Source organism: Metabacillus schmidteae (genome assembly GCF_903166545.1).
GTDB classification, from domain to species: domain Bacteria; phylum Bacillota; class Bacilli; order Bacillales; family Bacillaceae; genus Metabacillus; species Metabacillus schmidteae.
This window is the reverse complement of the sequence record NZ_CAESCH010000001.1, coordinates 3,459,756-3,481,173: the sequence shown is the minus strand read 5'-3', so window position 1 is coordinate 3,481,173 and position 21,418 is coordinate 3,459,756. Positions and strand designations below refer to the sequence as shown.

At 32.8% G+C, this 21,418-nt stretch carries 35 protein-coding genes; 24 read left to right on the top strand and 11 right to left on the bottom strand.

Going from position 1 to position 21,418, the window contains the following annotated elements; all coding sequences use genetic code 11:
- Nucleotides 1–28 precede the first annotated feature (28 nt).
- The gene (gene ypmT / locus HWV59_RS16900; protein WP_102229034.1) at nt 29–217 is read left to right on the top strand and encodes a protein YpmT; all 189 of its coding nucleotides are present in this window, start codon (nt 29–31) and stop codon (nt 215–217) included.
- 47 nt (nt 218–264) lie between these two features.
- Here the strand turns inward: ypmT and HWV59_RS16895 are convergent, their stop codons facing one another.
- A complete protein-coding gene (locus tag HWV59_RS16895) occupies nt 265–438 on the bottom strand; it encodes a hypothetical protein (protein WP_175639564.1) in 174 nt (57 codons plus the stop codon).
- Nucleotides 439–749: 311 nt separating this feature from the next.
- Here HWV59_RS16895 and HWV59_RS27320 point away from each other — a divergent pair, with 311 nt between their 5' ends.
- Complete coding sequence (locus HWV59_RS27320) at nt 750–875, top strand: hypothetical protein (protein WP_268921770.1); 126 nt, start codon at nt 750–752, stop codon at nt 873–875.
- A 55-nt stretch (nt 876–930) separates the two neighbouring features.
- On the opposite strand, the gene HWV59_RS16890 is transcribed toward HWV59_RS27320, so the two are convergent.
- Nucleotides 931–1,176, bottom strand: a complete 246-nt coding sequence (locus HWV59_RS16890) for a DNA alkylation repair protein (RefSeq protein ID WP_102229033.1) — start codon at nt 1,174–1,176, stop codon at nt 931–933.
- A gap of 176 nt (nt 1,177–1,352) precedes the next feature.
- Entirely contained in the window at nt 1,353–1,775 is a 423-nt protein-coding gene (locus tag HWV59_RS16885) for a MarR family winged helix-turn-helix transcriptional regulator (RefSeq protein WP_102229032.1), read from the bottom strand.
- Between the two features lie 178 nt (nt 1,776–1,953).
- Here HWV59_RS16885 and msrA point away from each other — a divergent pair, with 178 nt between their 5' ends.
- From msrA to HWV59_RS16855, 6 genes are all read left to right on the top strand, one after another.
- Nucleotides 1,954–2,910, top strand: coding sequence for a peptide-methionine (S)-S-oxide reductase MsrA (msrA, locus tag HWV59_RS16880; protein WP_102229031.1), 957 nt, complete (start codon nt 1,954–1,956; stop codon nt 2,908–2,910).
- Between the two features lie 93 nt (nt 2,911–3,003).
- Nucleotides 3,004–3,381 (top strand): VOC family protein, encoded by a 378-nt coding sequence (locus HWV59_RS16875; RefSeq protein WP_102229030.1) that lies wholly within the window; start codon nt 3,004–3,006, stop codon nt 3,379–3,381.
- Nucleotides 3,382–3,534: 153 nt separating this feature from the next.
- Nucleotides 3,535–3,657, top strand: a complete 123-nt coding sequence (locus HWV59_RS16870) for a YjcZ family sporulation protein (protein ID WP_102229029.1) — start codon at nt 3,535–3,537, stop codon at nt 3,655–3,657.
- Between the two features lie 123 nt (nt 3,658–3,780).
- On the top strand, nt 3,781–4,758 hold the full coding sequence (bioB, locus tag HWV59_RS16865) for a biotin synthase BioB (RefSeq protein ID WP_102229028.1): 978 nt from the start codon (nt 3,781–3,783) through the stop codon (nt 4,756–4,758).
- 231 nt (nt 4,759–4,989) lie between these two features.
- Nucleotides 4,990–5,217, top strand: a complete 228-nt coding sequence (locus HWV59_RS16860) for a YozE family protein (RefSeq protein ID WP_102229027.1) — start codon at nt 4,990–4,992, stop codon at nt 5,215–5,217.
- Between the two features lie 162 nt (nt 5,218–5,379).
- Nucleotides 5,380–6,069: a hypothetical protein gene (locus HWV59_RS16855; RefSeq protein ID WP_175639563.1), complete on the top strand. Its 690-nt coding sequence runs from the start codon at nt 5,380–5,382 to the stop codon at nt 6,067–6,069.
- 2 nt (nt 6,070–6,071) lie between these two features.
- Here HWV59_RS16855 and HWV59_RS16850 read toward each other — a convergent pair whose 3' ends face one another.
- Nucleotides 6,072–6,257: a hypothetical protein gene (locus HWV59_RS16850; protein WP_102229025.1), complete on the bottom strand. Its 186-nt coding sequence runs from the start codon at nt 6,255–6,257 to the stop codon at nt 6,072–6,074.
- 165 nt (nt 6,258–6,422) lie between these two features.
- Between HWV59_RS16850 and HWV59_RS16845 the strand changes: the two genes are divergently transcribed.
- Nucleotides 6,423–6,599 (top strand): YozD family protein, encoded by a 177-nt coding sequence (locus HWV59_RS16845; protein ID WP_102229024.1) that lies wholly within the window; start codon nt 6,423–6,425, stop codon nt 6,597–6,599.
- Nucleotides 6,600–6,768: 169 nt separating this feature from the next.
- Here HWV59_RS16845 and HWV59_RS16840 read toward each other — a convergent pair whose 3' ends face one another.
- Nucleotides 6,769–7,821, bottom strand: coding sequence for a DUF2515 family protein (locus HWV59_RS16840; protein ID WP_175639562.1), 1,053 nt, complete (start codon nt 7,819–7,821; stop codon nt 6,769–6,771).
- A 150-nt stretch (nt 7,822–7,971) separates the two neighbouring features.
- Here HWV59_RS16840 and HWV59_RS16835 point away from each other — a divergent pair, with 150 nt between their 5' ends.
- The 9 genes from HWV59_RS16835 to HWV59_RS16795 all read left to right on the top strand — a co-directional run bounded on the left by HWV59_RS16835 (nt 7,972) and on the right by HWV59_RS16795 (nt 13,623).
- A complete protein-coding gene (locus HWV59_RS16835; protein ID WP_102229022.1) occupies nt 7,972–8,151 on the top strand; it encodes a hypothetical protein in 180 nt (59 codons plus the stop codon).
- Nucleotides 8,152–8,156: 5 nt separating this feature from the next.
- Nucleotides 8,157–8,948 carry a serine/threonine protein kinase gene (locus HWV59_RS16830; RefSeq protein WP_235991766.1) on the top strand — a complete coding sequence of 264 codons (792 nt, stop codon included), beginning with the start codon at nt 8,157–8,159 and terminating at the stop codon, nt 8,946–8,948.
- A 12-nt stretch (nt 8,949–8,960) separates the two neighbouring features.
- A complete protein-coding gene (locus HWV59_RS16825) occupies nt 8,961–9,731 on the top strand; it encodes a sporulation protein (protein WP_175639561.1) in 771 nt (256 codons plus the stop codon).
- A gap of 171 nt (nt 9,732–9,902) precedes the next feature.
- Nucleotides 9,903–11,093: a CapA family protein gene (locus HWV59_RS16820; protein WP_235991765.1), complete on the top strand. Its 1,191-nt coding sequence runs from the start codon at nt 9,903–9,905 to the stop codon at nt 11,091–11,093.
- Nucleotides 11,094–11,241: 148 nt separating this feature from the next.
- Complete coding sequence (locus tag HWV59_RS16815) at nt 11,242–11,961, top strand: YebC/PmpR family DNA-binding transcriptional regulator (protein ID WP_102229020.1); 720 nt, start codon at nt 11,242–11,244, stop codon at nt 11,959–11,961.
- Nucleotides 11,962–12,092: 131 nt separating this feature from the next.
- Nucleotides 12,093–12,233 (top strand): hypothetical protein, encoded by a 141-nt coding sequence (locus HWV59_RS16810; protein WP_175639560.1) that lies wholly within the window; start codon nt 12,093–12,095, stop codon nt 12,231–12,233.
- Nucleotides 12,234–12,278: 45 nt separating this feature from the next.
- Nucleotides 12,279–12,419, top strand: a complete 141-nt coding sequence (locus tag HWV59_RS16805) for a hypothetical protein (RefSeq protein ID WP_175639559.1) — start codon at nt 12,279–12,281, stop codon at nt 12,417–12,419.
- 211 nt (nt 12,420–12,630) lie between these two features.
- Nucleotides 12,631–13,266: a phosphatase PAP2 family protein gene (locus HWV59_RS16800; RefSeq protein ID WP_102229019.1), complete on the top strand. Its 636-nt coding sequence runs from the start codon at nt 12,631–12,633 to the stop codon at nt 13,264–13,266.
- Between the two features lie 48 nt (nt 13,267–13,314).
- Nucleotides 13,315–13,623, top strand: a complete 309-nt coding sequence (locus HWV59_RS16795) for a YodL domain-containing protein (protein WP_102229018.1) — start codon at nt 13,315–13,317, stop codon at nt 13,621–13,623.
- An 84-nt stretch (nt 13,624–13,707) separates the two neighbouring features.
- Here HWV59_RS16795 and HWV59_RS16790 read toward each other — a convergent pair whose 3' ends face one another.
- Nucleotides 13,708–13,848, bottom strand: a complete 141-nt coding sequence (locus HWV59_RS16790; protein ID WP_175639558.1) for a hypothetical protein — start codon at nt 13,846–13,848, stop codon at nt 13,708–13,710.
- A gap of 12 nt (nt 13,849–13,860) precedes the next feature.
- Entirely contained in the window at nt 13,861–13,998 is a 138-nt protein-coding gene (locus HWV59_RS16785) for a hypothetical protein (RefSeq protein ID WP_175639557.1), read from the bottom strand.
- 191 nt (nt 13,999–14,189) lie between these two features.
- Between HWV59_RS16785 and deoD the strand changes: the two genes are divergently transcribed.
- The 3 genes from deoD (at nt 14,190) to HWV59_RS16770 (ending at nt 16,462) form a co-directional block, all read left to right on the top strand.
- The gene (deoD, locus tag HWV59_RS16780; RefSeq protein WP_175639556.1) at nt 14,190–14,897 is read left to right on the top strand and encodes a purine-nucleoside phosphorylase; all 708 of its coding nucleotides are present in this window, start codon (nt 14,190–14,192) and stop codon (nt 14,895–14,897) included.
- Nucleotides 14,898–15,109: 212 nt separating this feature from the next.
- Nucleotides 15,110–15,931 carry a M15 family metallopeptidase gene (locus HWV59_RS16775; RefSeq protein ID WP_175639555.1) on the top strand — a complete coding sequence of 274 codons (822 nt, stop codon included), beginning with the start codon at nt 15,110–15,112 and terminating at the stop codon, nt 15,929–15,931.
- A gap of 12 nt (nt 15,932–15,943) precedes the next feature.
- Nucleotides 15,944–16,462, top strand: coding sequence for a mismatch-specific DNA-glycosylase (locus HWV59_RS16770; protein ID WP_175639554.1), 519 nt, complete (start codon nt 15,944–15,946; stop codon nt 16,460–16,462).
- Between the two features lie 40 nt (nt 16,463–16,502).
- Here the strand turns inward: HWV59_RS16770 and HWV59_RS16765 are convergent, their stop codons facing one another.
- The 3 genes from HWV59_RS16765 to HWV59_RS16755 form a co-directional block, all read right to left on the bottom strand.
- Nucleotides 16,503–16,757 (bottom strand): hypothetical protein, encoded by a 255-nt coding sequence (locus HWV59_RS16765; RefSeq protein WP_102229014.1) that lies wholly within the window; start codon nt 16,755–16,757, stop codon nt 16,503–16,505.
- Nucleotides 16,758–16,841: 84 nt separating this feature from the next.
- Nucleotides 16,842–17,552 (bottom strand): class I SAM-dependent methyltransferase, encoded by a 711-nt coding sequence (locus tag HWV59_RS16760; RefSeq protein ID WP_175639553.1) that lies wholly within the window; start codon nt 17,550–17,552, stop codon nt 16,842–16,844.
- 54 nt (nt 17,553–17,606) lie between these two features.
- A complete protein-coding gene (locus HWV59_RS16755) occupies nt 17,607–17,879 on the bottom strand; it encodes a hypothetical protein (protein ID WP_102229012.1) in 273 nt (90 codons plus the stop codon).
- 240 nt (nt 17,880–18,119) lie between these two features.
- Between HWV59_RS16755 and HWV59_RS16750 the strand changes: the two genes are divergently transcribed.
- Nucleotides 18,120–19,511 carry a S41 family peptidase gene (locus HWV59_RS16750; protein WP_235991764.1) on the top strand — a complete coding sequence of 464 codons (1,392 nt, stop codon included), beginning with the start codon at nt 18,120–18,122 and terminating at the stop codon, nt 19,509–19,511.
- A 45-nt stretch (nt 19,512–19,556) separates the two neighbouring features.
- Here the strand turns inward: HWV59_RS16750 and HWV59_RS16745 are convergent, their stop codons facing one another.
- Nucleotides 19,557–20,180, bottom strand: coding sequence for a nitroreductase family protein (locus tag HWV59_RS16745; protein WP_175639552.1), 624 nt, complete (start codon nt 20,178–20,180; stop codon nt 19,557–19,559).
- A gap of 144 nt (nt 20,181–20,324) precedes the next feature.
- Here HWV59_RS16745 and HWV59_RS16740 point away from each other — a divergent pair, with 144 nt between their 5' ends.
- A complete protein-coding gene (locus HWV59_RS16740; RefSeq protein ID WP_102229010.1) occupies nt 20,325–20,660 on the top strand; it encodes a winged helix-turn-helix transcriptional regulator in 336 nt (111 codons plus the stop codon).
- The gene (locus HWV59_RS16735; protein WP_175639551.1) at nt 20,657–21,397 is read left to right on the top strand and encodes an SDR family oxidoreductase; all 741 of its coding nucleotides are present in this window, start codon (nt 20,657–20,659) and stop codon (nt 21,395–21,397) included. Before HWV59_RS16740 ends, HWV59_RS16735 begins: the two co-directional genes overlap by 4 nt.
- Nucleotides 21,398–21,418 lie beyond the last annotated feature (21 nt).

Genomic DNA, 21,418 nt, shown 5'->3' with positions numbered 1-21,418 from the left:
AATAAAGTAACAAGAGGGGGTTCCATTTATGAAAAATAAATTCATGGTATTGGCACTTGTTGCAATTCTTGTTTCGCTCATTTTTGGTGGAATAGCGTGGCAGAAACTTGTTGCTGAGAATATGGATGAAGTATATTTAAATCTTGCATATAGTACGATGTGTCTTAGTGTTGCATTTTATTTATGGCATATAAAAGATGAAAAATCAAAATCATAAGAGTAAAAACTGAGAGGATGAAAACCTCTCAGTTTTTTATATTTATCTTAAGATCCTTCTTCTTCAGTTTCTGTTTCTTCAGTGGTTTCTTCCTCAGTTCCTTCTTCTGTTTCTTCTACATTTGTTTCTTCCTGTTCAGTATCATCTGTGTTGTTACATGCAGCCATTAAAAATACAACAAGTAATGATGCTCCAATTTTTAATAATAAGCTCTTCTTCATTTTAAGATTCCTCCCATGTAACGAATAATGATTATCTTGAACCAGCTGGCTCAATCTAATAATAATGGAAAATTTGGGCATGTATACTGATTTTACAAAAACTGAACAGTATCTTAATAAATTCAAAATAGATTAAAAATTTATTAATATTTTTTACAAAAAAATAGTGTGAAATTAGGAAAATTAGTCCTTTATGTAAATCATCTCTCAGTCTGAAGTCTTGTATATGGTTTTATATTAAAAATTACATATATTTTATCTTGTCCGGTAAAAATGAGGATATTGTAATTGATAAAGAAAGGATGAGAATATTGAAAAATGAAAAATTAAGTTATGAGTCAGATGGAAAAATGGGAAAGGGTAAAGAGAAAAGCCAAAATAAAAAGAATAAAAGCAAAGATAAGATGTTTTTTAATACAACACAAAATAGTGAATGAAAAAAAAGAGGTAGAGAGAAGAATCAATTATTTTCTCTACAACCTCTAACTTTGTTTATTGATTGATTTGCGCTCGTTTTATAAAAGAGATTTCATCCTCAATTAAGCCACAAGTTCCGCATTGAATCCGATAATCTGGTCCTTTATATGAGAGGTGAAATGGGTCTAATGCGGATTGATCGATTTCTTCCAAAACATCTCCGGTTTGGGGATTTAATTTTACAGATTTAACTTGTTGTTCAATAATATTAAATCTTGTTCGATTCGTTTTGCAATTAGGACATAAATATGGTGATGACATAAACCATAACCTCCTATGTGATTTTTTTTATTTTTCACATTTGTGGTTATTTTATGTAAGAAAAACTATTTTGTAGCTGCGTTTTCGATGTGAAAAGTGATAGTGTTACTCATTATTAAATTAATGAAAATTAACTTAAAAAGGATGACCATAAAAGTCATCCTTACCACGAAAGTTTAAGCTTTTAATAGTTTGTTAAACAAAATAATAAAATTCTTTATATCTTCCTCGCTAAACTCATTAAATTTATCTAATAAAAAATCTGTTTTTTTCTTTTCAAACATTAGAAGTGTGTTTTTTCCGTTTTCAGTAAGGTGAATATCTACAATTCTACGATCTTGAACAGAGCGAACACGGTCAATCCATTTTTTTTCAATTAGAGAGTCTGTTATGGCTGTAATATGAGATGCAGAGACATTTAACATTTTAGATAGATCGGAAGACTTTTTTGGGCCTTGTTCATACAAAGTCTTTAATATAAAAAACTCGTTTCTTGACATTTCGTTATCATAAACAAGATTCATTTCTTGACGTAATTTTCTATATACATTTCGCATTAAAGCTTCCATTTCATACATTTTTTCTTGACGATTATTCAAACCTTTTTCCTCCGTACAATCATATTATCCTTTTATTTAGACTAAGGAAGTTCAGTGGATGTGTCAAGGGATATCACAAACAAGATACTTTATAATAAAGCAGTTTACTTTTCTAAAAAACAATCCATGCTATATAATATAAATAAATAGCTAATAAGAAGGTAAGGTGATTGAATCAATGAGCAATAATCATAATTTAGAATTAGCTACTTTTGCAGGAGGATGTTTCTGGTGTATGGTCCAACCTTTTGATGAATTACCAGGTATTGAGAGCGTGATATCGGGTTATACAGGTGGAGAAAAAGAAAATCCTACATATGAAGAAGTTTGTTCAAATACAACTGGACACTTAGAAGCTGTACAAATAACATTTAATCCTGATATTTTTCCGTATGAAAAGTTATTGGAATTGTTTTGGCAACAAATTGATCCGACTGATGAAGGCGGTCAATTTTATGATCGCGGGGAATCATATCGAACGGCTATTTTTTATCACTCCGAAGAGCAGAAGAAACTTGCTGATCAATCTAAAGAAAGTCTCGAAAAAAGTAACAGGTTTTCTAAACCGATTGTAACTGAAATTCGTGAAGCAAAGCCTTTTTATCCTGCTGAAGAATATCATCAGGATTTTTATAAAAAAAGTACAGGTCGGTATAAGCAATATCGGACCGGTTCTGGACGAGATCGTTTTATTGAACAACATTGGCAAGATAAAGATTATCTAAAATCTTCTTTAACACCAATGCAGTACGAGGTCACTCAAAATAATGGGACAGAGCCGCCATTTCACAATGAATTTTGGAATCATGATGAAGACGGCATATATGTTGATATTGTTTCTGGAAAACCCTTATTCAGTTCAAAGGATAAATATGACGCAGGATGTGGATGGCCAAGCTTTACTAAGCCTCTTCAAGATTATGAAGTAGTTGAAAAGCTAGATACTTCTCATGGTATGGTTAGAACTGAAGTGAGAAGTAAAACGGCTGATTCACATCTGGGTCATGTATTTGATGATGGGCCTGGACCAAGTAGGTTAAGATATTGTATTAATTCTGCAGCATTAAAATTTATTCCAAAGAGGGATTTGGAAAATGAAGGTTATGGAAAATATATTCCTTTATTTGAAAAATAATGTGAAAGGCTGAAATTCAGCCTTTTTTTATATAGACACACAAATCTACATTAAATAGAATTAGAATATATTTCAAGAAAGGGAGTGGACTTCGTGGCTGTTTTAGGTTTCGAACATGTAGGGATTCAAATAGCTGATATCGATCGATCAATTACTTTTTATCAAGAGGTGGTTGGCTTAAAACTTTTAGATAGGTTTATACATACAGATGGAAAAATGAAATTGGCATTCCTAGGAGTGGATAACCAAATCATAGTCGAATTAATTGAAGGGTATAATCCGAACCTACCTGATGAAGGAAAAGTACATCATATCGCATTTAAGGTTGATAACATTGAAGATGAGAAGAAGAGATTACAGAATGCAAATGTAGAATGGATTTTTGAAGATATTACTGTATTGCCAAATGGTGCAAAGTATATTTTCTTCCGTGGACCTGATAAAGAATGGATAGAATTCTTTGAAAATTAATGTGAGAAAACCGTGCTGGTATCCTAAGCACGGTTTTATTTTAGTTTAAGAATAATATTTTTTGCCTAGAAAATGGGCGAATGCACATACAATACAACCTACCTAAAGCATAATGTAAAGGGAATTCTAAAAACTTTTGAGGAGTGAATCACTATGCATTGCTATTCTGATTGTGGTTATCCATATGCTGGTGGGTATGGTTACGGAAACAGCTTCGTATTAATCGTTGTACTTTTCATCTTATTAATCATCGTAGGTGCAGCGTATATTAACTAAATAGTTAAACACTCTAGGAGCTCCGAAATAGGGGCTTCTTTTGTAAACTTATTTTTAAAAATAGTTGACATATATATACCCACTCATTACCATAATTAGTAGACTGATAGAGGGGGAATACTAATGAATTGGGACTTAGTGGCTGATGAAGTAATAAACGGAAAAGTTTTAACAAAAATTGAGGCTCTCTCCATTTTAGAATGTCCAGATGAAGACCTGTTAAAATTATTGGATGGTGCATTCAAAATAAGAAGACATTATTATGGGAAAAAAGTTAAGTTAAATATGATTATGAATACAAAATCAGGATTTTGTCCGGAAAACTGTGGATATTGTTCCCAATCCATCATATCAAAGGCACCTATTCAGAAATATCGTATGCTGGACAAAGAGACAATTTTAAAGGGAGCAGAGCAAGCGTACCATCTTCAAGTAGGCACTTATTGTATTGTGGCAAGTGGTAGAGGACCAACTGATAAAGAGGTTAACCATGTTGTATCTGCTGTTGAAGAGATTAAAGAAAAATATGGTTTGAAAATTTGTGCCTGTTTGGGCATTCTAAAACCGGACCAAGCAGATAAGCTAAAAGAAGCTGGAGTTGATCGATATAATCACAATATTAATACCTCAAGAGAACATCACAAAGAAATTACAACTTCGCATACATATGAGGACCGATTGAACACTATTAATATTGTGAAAAAAAGTGGGATTTCACCATGTTCCGGAGTGATTGTAGGAATGAGGGAAACTCTTCAAGATGTAGTTCAAATGGCTTTTAGTTTGAAAGAGCTTGATGCAGACTCTATTCCGGTTAATTTCTTACATGCTATAGATGGTACTCCGCTAGAAGGAACAAATGAATTAAATCCAATGTATTGCCTAAAAGTACTAGCACTATTTCGGTTCATAAACCCAAGTAAGGAAATCAGAATTTCCGGCGGACGTGAGGTAAACCTTGGATCGCTTCAACCACTTGGATTGTTCGCAGCAAATTCAATATTTGTTGGAGATTATTTAACAACAGAAGGGCAAGCAAGTACTAGTGATCACAAAATGTTAGAGGACTTAGGATTTGAAGTTGATTTCCAATATCAGTAATCTTTGGTAATAATTAATTTGATTGATGAAACATCTACTTGTATGATAGCTCAAGTAAATCCATTGTTAATGGAGGACTTGAGCTATTTTTTTACATAAATACTGTTAATATAATCACTTCATTGTAACTACTTACACTTTATTGAAATAACATACTACAAATGGTTATTAGTTTCTTTCTTTTCATAAACAGGCTATAATAGTACAAAATTGTCACAGGGGGAATGACGAATGAAATCTTTTTATCATTATTTAATGAAATATCGTCATCCTAAGCCACAGGATGAACTTTCTAAATTTGCTAATGATGCATATGCAGACCACGGTTTTCCGAAAAATACGGATGATTATGATGAAATAAGCTCTTATTTAGAAATGAATGGCTCTTATTTAAAAAGCATGAATGTTTTTGATGATGCATGGGATAGGTATGAAAATGAAGTCTTAAACAATATTTAAATTTTATAGGCATAGGGTAATATCTTTAGACATTATCCTATGTCTTTTAATTTTTTAAAAAACTTGCATCGATCCGTAATGATTCTAAAGAGCCCATGACGAAATAAAAAATACAGCATATACTATCTTATCCTTACAATCACGACAAAGGAGAGATGGGAAATGAACAATAATCATCATAGTAAACCAAAGTTTAAAATTGGAGATATTGTCGTGATTATTATGTATGGAACGGTTGGCACGATAACAAAGCTTCATCTGATAGATCAGCAATTTGTCTACGAAGTGAATCATGGAGATATATTATTTTACGAAAATGCACTTCAATTATTTTCGGAATATGATGGGACGGTCATAGAGACAGAAAAGATAAGCATAGAAGTTCTCTATCAAATTGGTGATATCGTTTTAGTAAAAGGTTATGGCACCTCATTATTTAGAATTATAGGTATACGAACAGAGGTGTGGAGGTATGCTGAAGACGGGTGGGAAGAAATAACATATGAGTTAACAAGAATGTCAGATGGAGAATGGTTAGAGGCGACAGAAGATGAAATGAGCCTAATGATTAGCAATCAAGAGGCTGAGGAGTATATGCAACAAGTTCATTTGCATAACACAATCTCTGATGAAAGCCGTTACTATGCTTCTCTGATTCATCAATATATTGGACTTGAACCCTCAAGGGATTCAGAAAATACAGATCAAAAACAATTGATTGATGAAATGCTTGATCTATACAATGACTATAAAACACTTTACAACCTTTTTCATGATCAAGAATATTTAGACATGATGAACTTGGTATTAAAAAGCTTATCAAGATACAAGGACATTGATTCGATTCATTAATATCATAAAGACATCATAATAAAGATGAAATAAGGAATACAGAAAAAAATAACACCATAAAATAACCCTTTTAGAGTATAGCTTAATAAACGGTCAAATCCATCCCCATCAATAAAATCCAAGAAACTTTGTTTCTCAATAACTTCTACCTTACGATTGATCTTTGTGCTAGTAACTTCATTTATCATCTTATTTTCCTCCATCTCTTTGAGTGCTTGTCCATTTAAAACTATTTATATGAAGAGAATCTATGTTTATTCCATTTTCTTTTTTATTAACCCATAAAAAAAATCTTCACTTGAGTTGCATATGTCCATGAAGATGGACATAAAAAATAGTAGGGGGGCGATATTGTGAAGGAAATTGAAGTAATAATTGATACTGAGGAAATTGCGGAGTTCTTTTACAATGAGCTCACAAAAAGAGGGTATGTTCCAGGCGAGGAAGAACTTGGAGAGCTTGCTGATATAACATTTGATTACCTTCTAAACAAATGTATTATCGATGAAGATTTAGATTTTGACGAATAAGATTAATGCTAAAAATTAAAAAGAGGATGTCTTATAAGGTTCTTTAATTTACTGACTTTTCTATATATAGCATGATGCTACATGGTACTAAGCTGTATGTAGAAAGGGGAGTTAGGACCTTATAAAGAGACATCCTCTTTTCATTCGCCCTGGGTAATACTTCTTAAAATTATTTCATCAAGTTTGGAACTTTACCTAAAGACTTCAATAATTTTAGATCCCGCTTAACATCTCTCGTTATATCCTTGAAATCCACTTTATCTTCATCTTTCCAAGATTGAATCTGTGAGAAATTCGTATACCAATCCTTGTTCTTAGGATAATGATGTTTAACATTTTCCCATACAAGACAAAGTGTTGGGCTGAAAATTTTTGATTTATTCTGCCTTGTCGTATATTCATGCGGCCAATAGTCAGAACGGGAACCTGAATGTACTTGGTTCTTGGCAAAATCAAAAGTAGAAGAATATGAGTGCTTCGAAAACAGGATTTGATATAGTTTTTTTCCAATATTGATTCGAGTTTGTACAGATTGAAAGTTGTGTACTTCAATACCTGATAATGAATATTTTCTTAAAAATAAATATCGTTTATAAGGAAAAATAACATGGGTAAACCCTAATGTTTCTTGTATCAAATACATAAAAGTGTGAAGAATGGATTGTTTTGTCTCGTTTAATGACATGAGATGGTTTTCAACATAATGTTGCTCATTTGTAATTAGTGCATATGTCAGAAGAATAGGATCTAATTTGTTTTGTAAAAAATATTCCCAAATCGGAATCATAAATGTAGAGACAGAAAAAACAGGTAGTAAATGAAAATAGGATGTATTTTCTTCTTTGCTTTTTTTATATAGAAGCAGTTGAGGATAGGCATCATGAAAGATTAATGAATTAGCACGTTCAAGGAAATGGAAAAGGGTAACTTGTTGATTTGGAGTTAAAAAGGGTGATAGTAAAGAGCTTTTTAAATCTGTCATATTATATCCGCCATTGCGTGAAACCATATGAGCCAAAAATGCCCAATGAATTTCCGGGAATTCTAAATAAAAAGAAAGGTAAGCTTTTGTACGGGTTATATTATTTTTATTTAATAATTCTGTTTTGTATTTAATTTTTGATATGAATTCTTTTTCTTTTTTGGTTATTATGATGGGTGTTTTATTTGTAAGTACAGTCTTTAACACCTGATCCAGTTTAATGGTCATTTCATCTTTCATGCATATCATCCCTTTATATAAGCGATAACCTAGTTCACTACTATTTGTATGGATGTAAATAAAAAATGTGAAACTTTTATTTGTTCATCTCGTATATAAAGGAGAATAAAATAAAAAATAATTAATCGAACTTAAAGAGAGGGATTCGATATGTTAAAAAAAATCCTAAAATCAGTCATTTCAAATAACCTTTCACATTCTTATCGAAAATATAGTTCAAGTGACTTTAAACGACGAAGCTATAAACAACATCATCCATCAAAATATGGGCATCATTATTACAAGAAAAAACACGGGTCAAGTAGTTTTTTTAGTTCTTATAGCAGCTAATGAATGTGTTAATCAATAAGTGGATCGAGCTAGTAGAAAAACCACTGAATCCTCTAACAGTTGTAGAAAATAAATATATGATCACCGAAATACTAGGAAAGGGAAGCTATGGATTTACGTATTTAGTTGAAGATGAACAAAAAAATCAAAAGGTTCTAAAACAATTAAGAAAATATAAAAGACTTGATCATGCAGGAAGCATGGCGTTTGATCGGGAGGCCTTCATATTAAGTGATTTTAAACACCCAGCTTTTCCTCAATTCCATGAAAATTTTGAAGATAAGAACCAAAAGAGATTTATTGTTATGGAGTATAAAAAAGGTAAGACATATGAACAATTAATCTTTGATGATGGTGTTCGGTATACCGAAAAAGAGTCATTAAAAGAACTCTACGATGTCCTTATGCTTGTGAAGATTATCCATGAAAAAGGATATATCCATCGGGATCTTAGAATTCCTAATATATTAAAACATGAGAATACCCATTATATTATTGATTTTGGTTTAGCAAGGAAATCTACTGATCGAGTTGAAAAGGAAGAAAAACTAAAACGATTGGACAAAAAATTATTTCGAGAAATCTCCTATAAAAGTGATTTTTATGCATTAGGACATTTTCTATTATTTCTGCTTTATTCATCATATGAACCTGAATCTTCTAAAAAGAAAACATGGGAGGATGAATTAAGGATTTCTAATCAATGTAAAATGATTTTGCGAAAAATGCTGCAATTAGATGAGCCTTACGAGGAAGTTACTCAAGTTATACATGATGTGAAAAAATGTCTTCATTAGGGAGGAAAAACGATGTCTTTTTTTAATAAAATGTTAGCTAGTGTTGGGATTGGATCTGCTAAAGTAGATGCAAAACTATCAGGTTCGACTATTAGAGTTGGAGAGAAGGTAGAAGGAATCATTGAGGTAAAAGGCGGGAATATTGAACAATCAATTGATGAGTTATATCTAACAGTTAATACAAATTATGAAAAGGAAGAAAATGATAGAGTTGTTCACAAAGAAGCAGTTATTGCTAATATAAAGCTTAATGAGCCATTTGTTATCATGCCTGGCGAGACAAAAACAATCCCATTTACATTTGAGCTACCACTGGATACTCCTATTACGATGGGGTCATCGAAAGTTTGGTTGCAAACAGAAGCTGATATAAAGGGATCTTTAGATCCGTCAGATCGGGATATTGTCATTATCGACCCACATATCTTAGTTGATAAAACTCTCAAAGCACTAAATGATCTTGGGTTTTCATTAAGAAAAGTTAAAAATGAAGCAGCTTCCTATAAGGTAAGAAAAAGATTACCATTTGTGCAGGAATTTGAGTTTGTTCCAACAACCGGTCAATTTAATAAAAAGTTAGATGAAGTAGAAATCATGTTTTCTCCCCTTAATGAATCAAATATTGAGATATTCCTTGAAGTTGACCGAAAAGCTAGAGGTATTGGAGGACTCTTCTCTGAAGCACTTGATTTGGATGAGTCTATGGTGAAATTTACTCTCCATGAAAATGAATTAGGCAATATAAAAGAGATTTTACAGGATATCTTATATAAACATAGCTAAAAAACATTGAAGCAATTAAAGCGTACAAGACTTCTTGTCCTTTAATTGCTTCTTTTTTATAAAAATAATAGGTAAATAGAATTAATTTAAGTAACAAATAACTAGATTCTTACGTTATAAATGTATTAGAATATTTTTATTTATACTTTTAATTTCGTGAGGGGAAAAGGGATGAAGGAGAATCATACGGCATTATCGAGAACAAGGTCAAAGAAAGGGAAAAAGCGAAGAAGGTTAAAGAAAGTTTACAGACGATTGTTAACAATGTTTTGTTTTGTCATCATTGTCCTATCAGTATACAATTACATAAAGTCAGACAAACAGATAGAAACAATCAAAACTCATGAAACCAAAGAAGCTAAAAATGATCAAGAAAAAGAAATAGAAAAACAACCAATAAAACAAACAAATACAACGATAACAATAAGTGCTGCCGGTGATTTTACATTAGGAAGAGATGAAACGTATGCTTATCAAGGATCATTTGACGATGTAGCTACTCAAAACGGCTTGCCATATTTTTTAGAAGGTTTGAATTCTCTTTTTTTAGAAGATGATTTCACAACCGTAAATCTTGAAACAACATTGACAAATTCAAATGAAAAAGCTGATAAAACATTCAGATTTAAAGGAGATCCTAAATACGCTGAGATCTTGAAAATGGGTGGAATTGAAACCGTTAACTTAGCAAATAATCATATATTTGATTATTTAGAGCAGGGCTATAAAGATACAAAGACAGCATTAGAGAATGAGGAAATTGGATACTTTGGCTATGAAGATTCCTACATAACAAAAATAAAAGGTGTAAGGATTGGGGCTTTAGGATATGAGGGTTGGCAAGACACTTCAGTTATTCGAGCTCAAATTATGGATGATATTGAAGAATTAAGAGAACAAGGTGCTCAAATTATATTAATTCACTTTCATTGGGGAGATGAAAAACAGTATGTGCCAAATGAAACACAAACCTCATTAGCAAAATTCAGTATTGATTCTGGAGCAGATTTAATTCTTGGGCACCATCCCCATGTTATTCAGGGGATTGAAGAATATAAAGGGAAATTTATTGTCTATAGCTTAGGGAATTTTATGTTCGGAGGTAATAAAAATCCATCAGATAAAGATACATTTGTTTTCCAACAAACATTTTATATTGAAAATGGGATATTGAGTGAAAAGAAAGAGATTAACGTGATTCCTTTTTCAATTTCTTCCGTCACTTCCCACAATAATTATCAACCAACTTTGCTTAATGGAAAAGAACATGAAAGAGTAAAGGAAAAAATTATTCTTTATTCAAACCAAATAACAGAGTCAGATTGGCTCGTTTATGAGAAAGATTCAGAGACTTCTGAATAAATTCAAGCAGGAATTGTTACACTTAACAAACTTAGCAATTTAGGTATAATAGAATAAGTGAGTAAAAAATAGACGAACGTTTCGTTAATTAAAACGTTGGAGTCTTACAGTAGATGGTAGATTTAATCTTTGAAAGTGAGTGTTCATTATGGGACGTAAATGGAATAATATTAAAGAAAAGAAAGCTTCTAAAGATGCTAACACAAGTCGTATATACGCAAAATTTGGCCGCGAAATTTATGTGGTTGCCAGACAAGGTGAACCTGATCCAGAAGCAAACCAAGCCTTAAAAGTAGTTCTTGAGCGAGCTAAGACGTATAATGTTCCAAAAACCATTATAGATCGTGCGATTGAAAAAGCCAAAGGTGGTACAGAAGAAAATTATGATGAGCTTCGCTATGAAGGCTTTGGACCAAATGGTTCAATGGTCATTGTCGATGCTCTAACTAATAATGTGAATCGTACAGCTTCAGATGTTCGAGCGGCATTTGGTAAGAATGGTGGTAATATGGGTGTGAGCGGTTCTGTCGCCTATATGTTTGATGCAACAGCAGTAATCGGGGTTGAAGGAAAATCATCTGATGAAGTGCTTGAAATTTTAATGGAAGCAGATGTTGATGTACGGGATATTCTTGAAGAAGAAGATTCTGTTATTGTTTATGCTGAACCAGATCAATTCCATTCTGTTCAAGAGGCATTTAAAACAGTAGGGATAACAGAATTTACAGTGGCTGAGCTTACAATGCTTGCACAAAGCGATGTTACTTTACCAGAAGAATCAAAAGTGCAATTTGAAAAAATGATTGATGCTCTTGAAGACTTAGAAGATGTTAGACAGGTTTATCATAACGTAGATCTAAGTGAATAATTTCTAAAAAGCAGACCTAACTAACAAGGGTCTGCTTTTTTTATGTCTGAAAAACAATTGTGAAAGGAATGTAATTAGTTTTTTTAGTTAAACTAATTATTGATATAAAAATTCTTAATGGAGGTTCTTATATGTCAAAGAAAAAGAACACACCTTCTTCAGAAGTAGATCAAAAAAAACTAGTGGATGATAAAGCAAAAGCAGCAAGAGAAAATAATTTTGAAGATCAGCACATTCGACGTGTTACACCTAATGGAGCAGATGGTCAATAGTATAAAAATTCAGATGGAAAACTACTGAAAAGAGGTGAAAAAAAGATGTCAAAAAAACATCACAATAGTCCTGAACAAAAGGCTGTAATGGCTAACAAAAAAGACACTGAAATGGGAAGTGAGTATGCCTACAAGTCAAAACCAGCCCCAGGGCATAAAGAACAATCGAAGCATAAAAAGATATAAATAAGTATGAACAAAGAAAAAAGGTCAGGTCTTCATGATTAAAAATATATAGTCCTTTGATGATGATTAAAGATAAGGCTATATATTTTTGGTAGGAGATTTGGCCTTTTTCTGTATGAAATAGGAGAAAGCAATTTATATAACTTTCCATTAAGCTCATTTTGTGGGATGATCGAAAGTAATACTACATAACAAGAATGGAGGAAATAGAATGAAAATAATGGTGGTGATTGCTTTGCTTTTATTTGGCTTTTGCTCAATTGTTTATTCTGTGGAGTATTTTTCTGCAATTGACAATAATGTAACCTTGTTTTTCGAGCAGATCAGGTTACCTATTGCGACAGAGCTTTTTTTGTTCATATCTGATATTGGATCAATTAAGTATGCCTTGCCAATCTGTATTGGGATAGCCATCTTTCTTCTATACAAACGGAAATGGCTTGATGTTGGATTGTTATTTCTCTTATTCTTTAGTGTGAGACAAATGAATTATTTTCTTAAAGAATTGTTTTTGCGAGAACGCCCCTCATACGATGCCGTCTATCAGGCTACACATTATAGTTTCCCGAGCGGACATTCCATGAACTCTGCAGCAATATATGGTTTCTTATGTTACTTAATTTTATCTTATTTTGTCAGAAGTAATAATCAAAAAGTGATGACTTTAACCCTTACGATTTGTCTTGTTATGTTAATTGGTGTAAGTAGGATTTATTTAGGCGTACATTATTTAACAGATGTACTAGCTGGTTGGAGTGCAGGATTCATTTGGCTGATGCTGTTTATTACAATTAAGAATATTTTCGACAAAAAAAGAGGTTTTTATCTAAAGGAATCTTTCAGGTGAGTAGCTAATTATAGTATTAATACTACTTAAGTGAAGGAGAGAGAGACCTTGTATTCTTTACTGTTAAAAAAACGAATCACATCATACGATGTAACCATTTTTCAAACGCCGAAGTTTGGAGATAAGAAAGGATATCAAGATGTATATCGATTTGTGATAGAAGGAAATAATCACAATGATGCATTACATAAAGTTTTTCAAACCTTCAATGTTGCAGATAGAATGCCAAATGATTACCATGCAAGATATTTAAGTACCGGTGACATTGTGCTAATTGATGAGGGAAAAAAGGGGCAGCATTATTATAAGCTTTTTCCACAGGATTGGAAAAAAATTAACCGCATGCATGTTAGATAAGCAAAATGACGAATGCTATCACAAACAATCATACAGCTTATTTGTGATAGCGAATACTTTTTATTGTCACGTTCCTTATGTCATTTATACATTGTTTCCAGGTCCATTTTTTCTTTTTCCAGAGGAATGTTCTTTTGCATGAGCTGTTTCTTCTGCTTCTAATATATCAGGTGAAATATGATTATTTTTCTTTGGAGTGTTTCGATTGCGATGTTTTTTCCCCATCATTTCATCTCCTTATATTTCATTTGTTTTGTTAGTTGCATGTGTTTTCTGTTTTCTAGGCTTTTTAGATTCATGTGGTTGTGTTCCATTTCTGGAACCAGGATTTGTTTCATTCGCATGTTGAATGGCTTGCTCTAATTTTTTCTTCATTTGTTTCCCTCCTAAAGAGATTACGCTTATATCTTTTCCTATTGCCCAAAAGCTATAGCTGACAAAAAATGTATAGCTTTTTTTCTTGAGATTTGAAAATGGTAATAATGAAAAAATTTAATTGTCTTATCTAGATATGATATAGTAAATTGGCAATGGGGTTTTAACATTATCTCAAGGAGGATAAAAAAATGAGTGTACATATTGGTGCAAAAGAAAATGAAATAGCGGAAACAGTACTATTACCAGGAGATCCATTACGTGCAAAATATATTGCCGAAACATTTTTAGAAGATGTATCATGCTATAATGAAGTTCGAGGAATGCTTGGTTTTACAGGCACATATAAAGGTGAAAGAATTTCTGTCCAAGGAACGGGAATGGGAGTTCCTTCTATATCTATTTACATAAATGAACTTATGAATAGTTACGGAGTACAACAATTAATTCGTGTAGGTACTTGTGGAGCTATTCAAAGAGATGTAAAAGTACGAGATGTTATTTTGGCAATGAGTGCATCGACCGATTCCCAAATGAATCGTCTTACATTTGGAGGAGTGGACTATGCTCCAACTGCGAACTTTGATCTACTAAAAAAAGCTTATGATGCCGGACAGGAAAAGGGTTTGAATTTAAAAGTAGGAAATATTTTTACTGCAGATATGTTTTATAATGATAATGCTGAACATGAGAAGTGGGCCCAATATGGGATTTTAGCAATAGAAATGGAATCAGCAGCACTTTATACATTGGCCGCTAAATTCAATCGTAAAGCATTATCTGTATTAACTGTAAGTGATCACATTTTAACGGGAGAAGAAACAACTTCTGAAGAACGTCAAACAACGTTTAATGATATGATTGTCGTGGCGTTAGAAGCAGCTATTAAAAAAGGATAATCTCACCTCGATATTAGAAAGTATGCGATTGCATACTTTTTTTCTATGCTTTTTTTAAAACATCACAGTTTTTGTCGAAAAGAAAACCTTGCAAATACGTTTTATTCACTAGGTATAAAGGTAAAGATGAAGGTAGTTACTTAAATATCATTTCTTTAGCTTGTATTTAGTGTTAAAATAGCTTTGTTATCGAACAAGAATAGGGTGGTACTATGTTTTATTACAAATGGAGCGTTATTTTATTAATACCGGTCGCTCTTTCAGGTTGTACAGATTTTTCAAAATCTATGCCTTTTCTAAGTGGTCAGCAAGGGCAAAACTATACTCAAACAGAACAAATTGAAAAAAATGATGAAATAAATGAACCTAAAGAAGAAATTGATGAAGATTTTTTATTGGAATCTGAATATTTTAATCAAGTAAAACAAGTTAATGGTAACAATATCATTGAAAATCCGACAAATTTACTCGTTATGGTAAATAAAGACTTCGTCCTTCCTTCAGATTATGAACCTAATGATTTGGTTGTACCTAATGTTGAGTTTTCTTTCGGAGATCAGGATGTTCCAAAAAAATATATTAGAAAAGTAGCAGCAGATGCTCTTGAAGAGCTTTTTCAATTAGCTGATAAAGATGGAATTGAATTATTTGCAGTATCTGGTTATAGATCATATTCCAGACAAGAAGGAATTTTTAACGTAGAAAAACAAGATAAGGGTGAAGAATATGCATTACAGGCTGTTGCTCTTCCAGGACAAAGTGAGCATCAGTCAGGTTTAGCTATGGATATTTCAAGTCGAAGTGTAAATTTGGAGATTACCGAAGAATTCGGTGAGACAAAAGAAGGAAAATGGGTGAAAGAAAATGCTCATCGTGCCGGATTTATCATTCGATATCCCGATAATAAAGAATCAATAACAGGCTATCAATATGAACCGTGGCATCTACGTTATGTAGGAAAAGAAAAAGCAGCTATCATGTATGAAAAGGATTTAACTTTAGAAGAGTACTTTTTGAAAGTGAAAAAGATCTAACGGTGATAAAGCATGAGTGAAAATTTGGACAAACTACAAAAGAATCTGGACATCATGTTCATCGGCTTTAATCCAAGTTTGGTTTCCGGAGAAGTTGGACATAATTATGCCAATAAACATAACCGTTTTTGGAAAATACTTTTCTTAGCTGATCTTACAGAACGTATTTATCGTCCTGAAGAAGATGGTGATTTACTCCAAAAAGGATTTGGGTTTACAAATATAGTGTCAAGGCCAACGCGTGCTGCAGATGAAATTACACAAGAAGAATATCGTGAAGGTAGGGAAATCCTAAAGCAAAAAATAGCTTATTACAAACCAAAGGTTGCTTTTTTTGTTGGAAAAGGTGTTTATCTTCAATATAGTCAACATAAAAAAGCAGGGTGGGGTAAGCAACGTATGAGTGTAATTGAAGGTGTAACAGATTTTGTTGCTCCTTCTTCCAGCGGGTTAGTTAGGATGAAACTTGAGGATATAGTAGAGATTTATAAAGGTGTTATACCTTTATTAAATGATAAAGAAATACGATAAGGGGAAGTCCAATAACTTCCCCTTATTTTTATCTGGAAGCTTACCAAAAAAGCAAACCGCCTAAAACAATTCCAGTAATAAATCCTAATCCAATCCCATAAGCCGGTCCATAGCCCCATCCATATCCATAAGGTCGATAATAACCGAATCCACCTCGTTGAATTCGAGGCTCAATAAACACCTTATTTGATGTAACACGACAAATTCGGCCTACATGTGTGCGGCCGGAACGATCAGTGATTCTCACCACTTTTCCATTATAGCGACAGCAAAGATCATAATAGTGTTGTGACATGCTTTTTCCCTCCTTAGCTTTTAGTCTCCATATTTTATGTTGATGGCCAAGGAGGGATTGTACTCATAACTATATTTCCTTGAATTAGACGGATCGCCGTGCAAAAAATACTCGATAAGATAATTTATCTCTATATTGTAGTGTTAATTCCTCATGCCTTGACATTACGTTGAATACAGATGGAGGAATTGAATCTGTTATGTGAAATTCTGTAGTCGGTTCATCAGTCTTATAAGAGGAAAAGTCTTCTTCAGATTGGATTTTATAAATCGATAGCCCACATTTCATAAAGACTTTCTTCCATTCATCAATAGATAAAATGGAAGGATTCCCATAGAATTCAGTGATTTCAGAATACCCCGTATTCGATAGGGGTCCTATACGGGTCATTTCAATCGCAATGATGATACCATTTGGCTTTAAGATTCGTTTTATTTCTGGTAATGTTTGTTCCGGATTTGTAAAATTAAGAACAGACTCAGATAAGATAACATCTACTGAATGATCTTTTAATGACGTTGAAGTTATATCTTCTTGAAGATATAAAATATCACATTGACATTCTTTGTTCCTATTTAATGCATGTTGTATCATTAGAGGACTATGATCCAGGCCGATAACATTAAAGCCTAATTGATCTAGAAAATAGCAGGTTTGTCCAGTTCCACATCCCACATCAAGGATTGTATGACTAATTGGAAATTGTTCTTGTTCAAAGATTTCTTTTGTTATCGAAATTCCACCAGGATGTGCTCCGCCTACACCGAGTAGAGATAGCATTTGTAAATAATTCAATTTATTCCCTCCATTCTAATCCTTCATTTTATGAAGAAACAGAATGGAGGGTGATTAGAGACATTGTAATAATCGATGTTTTTCAAAAAGTATTTTTAGCTTAGGATTAATCATATTATGAATTTCAGCTTTGTAAATGAATTGAAGCGAGCTTTTAACATGTAAGGTATGAATATAGTGTTCGACTTGGTCATTAATATAAGTTGAAACCTGATTTTGGTAAAAGAAGATATTTTGTTTAATTTTAGAATCAATTTCTTTTATTAATGATAATGAAAAGTGAATCATATCATACTCAGTTTTGCCAATGTAATCTGATAAATGCATATGAAAGCCTCCTGACATTTACATTGTTGTAATAAACTTTACAATAAATTAATAAAAAAGTATCGTGGTTTTTGTCGAAGAAAAGGTTCTAATTTTGTCGTGAACTATCCTCTAATATATGAAATGATGAAAAAAACGTTTCTAATTCAGTTGGGAAATAATTAAACTACACAAATTAATTGACGTTTTCATGTGGCTTAGACATAATAAGTACATACATAAAGGTGGTGCAAAGTAGTCGTGAAAAATAGCAAATTACTAATTTCAGTACTTGTAACAGCGGTAATTACAGCAGGAATTACATACAATGTTGTCAAGCCGGGTGAAAGTATGCTAAGTGCCCAAGAGAACGATCCTTTTGGAAAACTAAAATCAACCTATGGAATTCTTCAGTCAAACTACTATAAAGAAGTAGATACAGATAAGCTTGTTGAAGGTGCTATTAAAGGTATGGTTGAATCCTTGGAAGATCCATACTCTGTTTATATGGACGTTGAAGAAGCGAAAAGTTTCAACGAAAATATATCGTCATCTTTTGAAGGAATTGGTGCTGAAATACAAGAGAGTAATGGAAATATTATGATTGTATCCCCAATTAAAGGATCTCCTGCTGAGGGGGTAGGGTTAAAACCAAAAGATATCATTCTTAAAGTAGATGACAAATCTGTTGAAGGCTTGTCAGTTAATGAAGCCGTTATGAAGATACGTGGTGAAAAAGGGACAAAAGTTGAACTACAGATCCAACGTGCAGGTGTAGGAGAACTTTCATTTACCATCACAAGAGATACGATCCCTTTAGAAACTGTTTATTCAGAAGTAATTGAAGACAACATAGGGAAAATACAGATCACAAAATTTTCTGAGACTACAGGAAAAGAGCTTGCTAGTGCTTTAGAAGAATTGGAAAATAAAAATGTAAAGGGCTTAATTCTAGATTTAAGACAAAATCCTGGAGGATTAATGGACCAAGCCCTGCTCATGTCTGATTTATTTGTTTCAAAAGGAAAAGCAATTATGCAAGTAGAAGATCGATCTGGGGCAAAGGAAATTTTTAAAGCGGAAAATGATCAAGATGTTGACCTTCCAATAACTGTTTTAATTGATGGAGGAACTGCAAGTGCAGGAGAAATTATGGCGGCAGCTTTAAATCAGTCTGCAGGAATCCCGTTAGTTGGGGAAAAAACCTTTGGTAAAGGTACAGTTCAAACAGCAAATGCTTTTGATGATAATTCATCTGTCAAATATACAACAGCTAAATGGTTAACACCTGATGGTACTTGGATACATGAAAAGGGAATTGAGCCTACTGTGGAGGCGAAGCTTCCTGATTATGCAAATTTACCTTATATAAATCCTGAAAATGAATTAAAAGTCGGTGTTTCTAATACTGAAGTAAACGCAGCTCAAAAAATGCTAGAGGCACTTGGTTATAATGAAGTAAGTGAAAAAGGATATTTTGATAAAGCAACTGAAAACATCGTAAAGCAATTTCAAAAAGATCATAACCTTGAGGTCAATGGTGTCATAACAAAAGATACTACGATAAAGATAATGGAATTATTACAGAAAAAAATTCAAAACAATGATACACAAGTAGAAAAAGCAATATCCGTTTTAAAGGAAAAAATGTAAAAAAAGCAGCTTATGCAAATGCATAAGCTGTTTTTTATTGGAGATTTAAAGCCATGTGGAAACTTGGTCTAATTCTAATCGATTACTTTTGTGTGCAGGCTTTACGGCTTTTCCAATAGAAATTAACATAATCGGAACATATCTTTCAGATATTGAAAACTCTTTGGTAAATTGTTCTTTATTAAAACCACCAATTGCACAAGTGTCATACCCTTTCGCCTTTGCGATTATCATCAGTTGCATCGCAGCTAAAGAAGCATTTGTAAACGCAGCATCTCGAGCAAAAACATTGTCAGTATAAGCACGACTAATTTGGCCAGCAAGAGTTTCTTTAATCTCTGCTTTTAAATGACCTGCTTGTACAAGCGGATCATACACAAGGTCAGTATTTTCATTTGCTTCTAAATCACCTAAGATAGCAACAACCGCCGATGATTCAACAATTTGACTCTGATTATAAGCAACAGGTAATAATTTTTGTTTGGCCTCTTCACTATGAAAAACAGTGAAATGCCAATGTTGTAAATTCCAAGCGGATGGTGCATTAGTAGTATTTGTTAAGATTTCACTTAATTCTTCCTTTGTAATTTTTACAGTTTTATCGTAATGGCGTACAGAAGTACGACTATTTATAACTGTCATCATATCTTCAGCAATCATTGTATTCATGATAAATCCTCCCTAGTTGAATTTGGTTCATGTATGTTTTATACTAAAAGTAATATACTAACTTTTAGTAAGTGTTATCATATCTACATATAATAATGGAAGTGTAGATATGAGTCAAGAGATAAGGAATAAGGGGAGATCTGTGTGAAAATAAACCTTTGCCCAAAATTAGAAACTGCATTTAGATTATTAGGTAAACGCTGGACCGGCATTATTATTCATGTGTTACTGGATGGACCAAAAAGGTTTAAAGACTTGACAGAGATTATTCCTAGTATTAGTCAAAAGATGTTATCTGAACGGCTTAAAGAATTGGAAAATGAAGGTCTTGTGGAACGATTAGTGATAGATGAGATACCAGTCAAAGTGATTTATCAGCTAACTGTTAAAGGGAAAAGTCTGGAAGGTGTTGTAAAAGAAATTGGCATATGGGCAAATTCATTTTGCTCTGTAGAAGAAAAGAATGGAGGAGAAAAATGAGTAGGACAGTTATTATAACTGGTGGTGCAAATGGGATTGGCAAAGAATTAGTCCTTCAATATGCAAAGAAGCATTACAAAGTTGTTATTGCTGATGTTAATGAACAGGCTGGTAAAGAACTGGAAAAACTGTGCTTAGACAAACAATATGATGTTTATTTTGTTAAAACAGATGTTTCTGAAGTAAAAGAAATCGAACAATTAATTACATCTGCAATTGATCGCTACAGCACTTTAGATATCCTGATTAACAATGCAGGAATATCAAAGTGGAAATCTCCATATGAAATTACAGTTGATGAATGGGATAAAGTAGTGAACACGAACTTAAGAAGTGTTATGTTTGCTTCAAGAGAAGCTGCAAAAATAATGAAGGCAAATGAAAATGGTGGAAAAATAATCAATATTGCCTCAACAAGAGCATTTATGTCGGAGGAAAATTCAGAGGCATATGCTTCAACAAAAGGTGGTATTGTTGCATTAACACATGCACTTGCAGCTTCATTTAGTCAAGATCATATACAAGTAAATGCCATTTCTCCAGGATGGATTGAAACAGGTGATTACAACTCTTTAAGAGAAATTGATCACTTACAACACTTTTCTAACAGAGTTGGAAAACCATCAGATATTGCCAAAGCCTGTATGTATTTAACAAGTGAGGATAATGAATTTGTAACAGGAACGAATTTAATAGTTGATGGTGGTATGACAAAAAAAATGATCTATGAAGAGTAGGTGTAGAAGAGAAAAGTTATG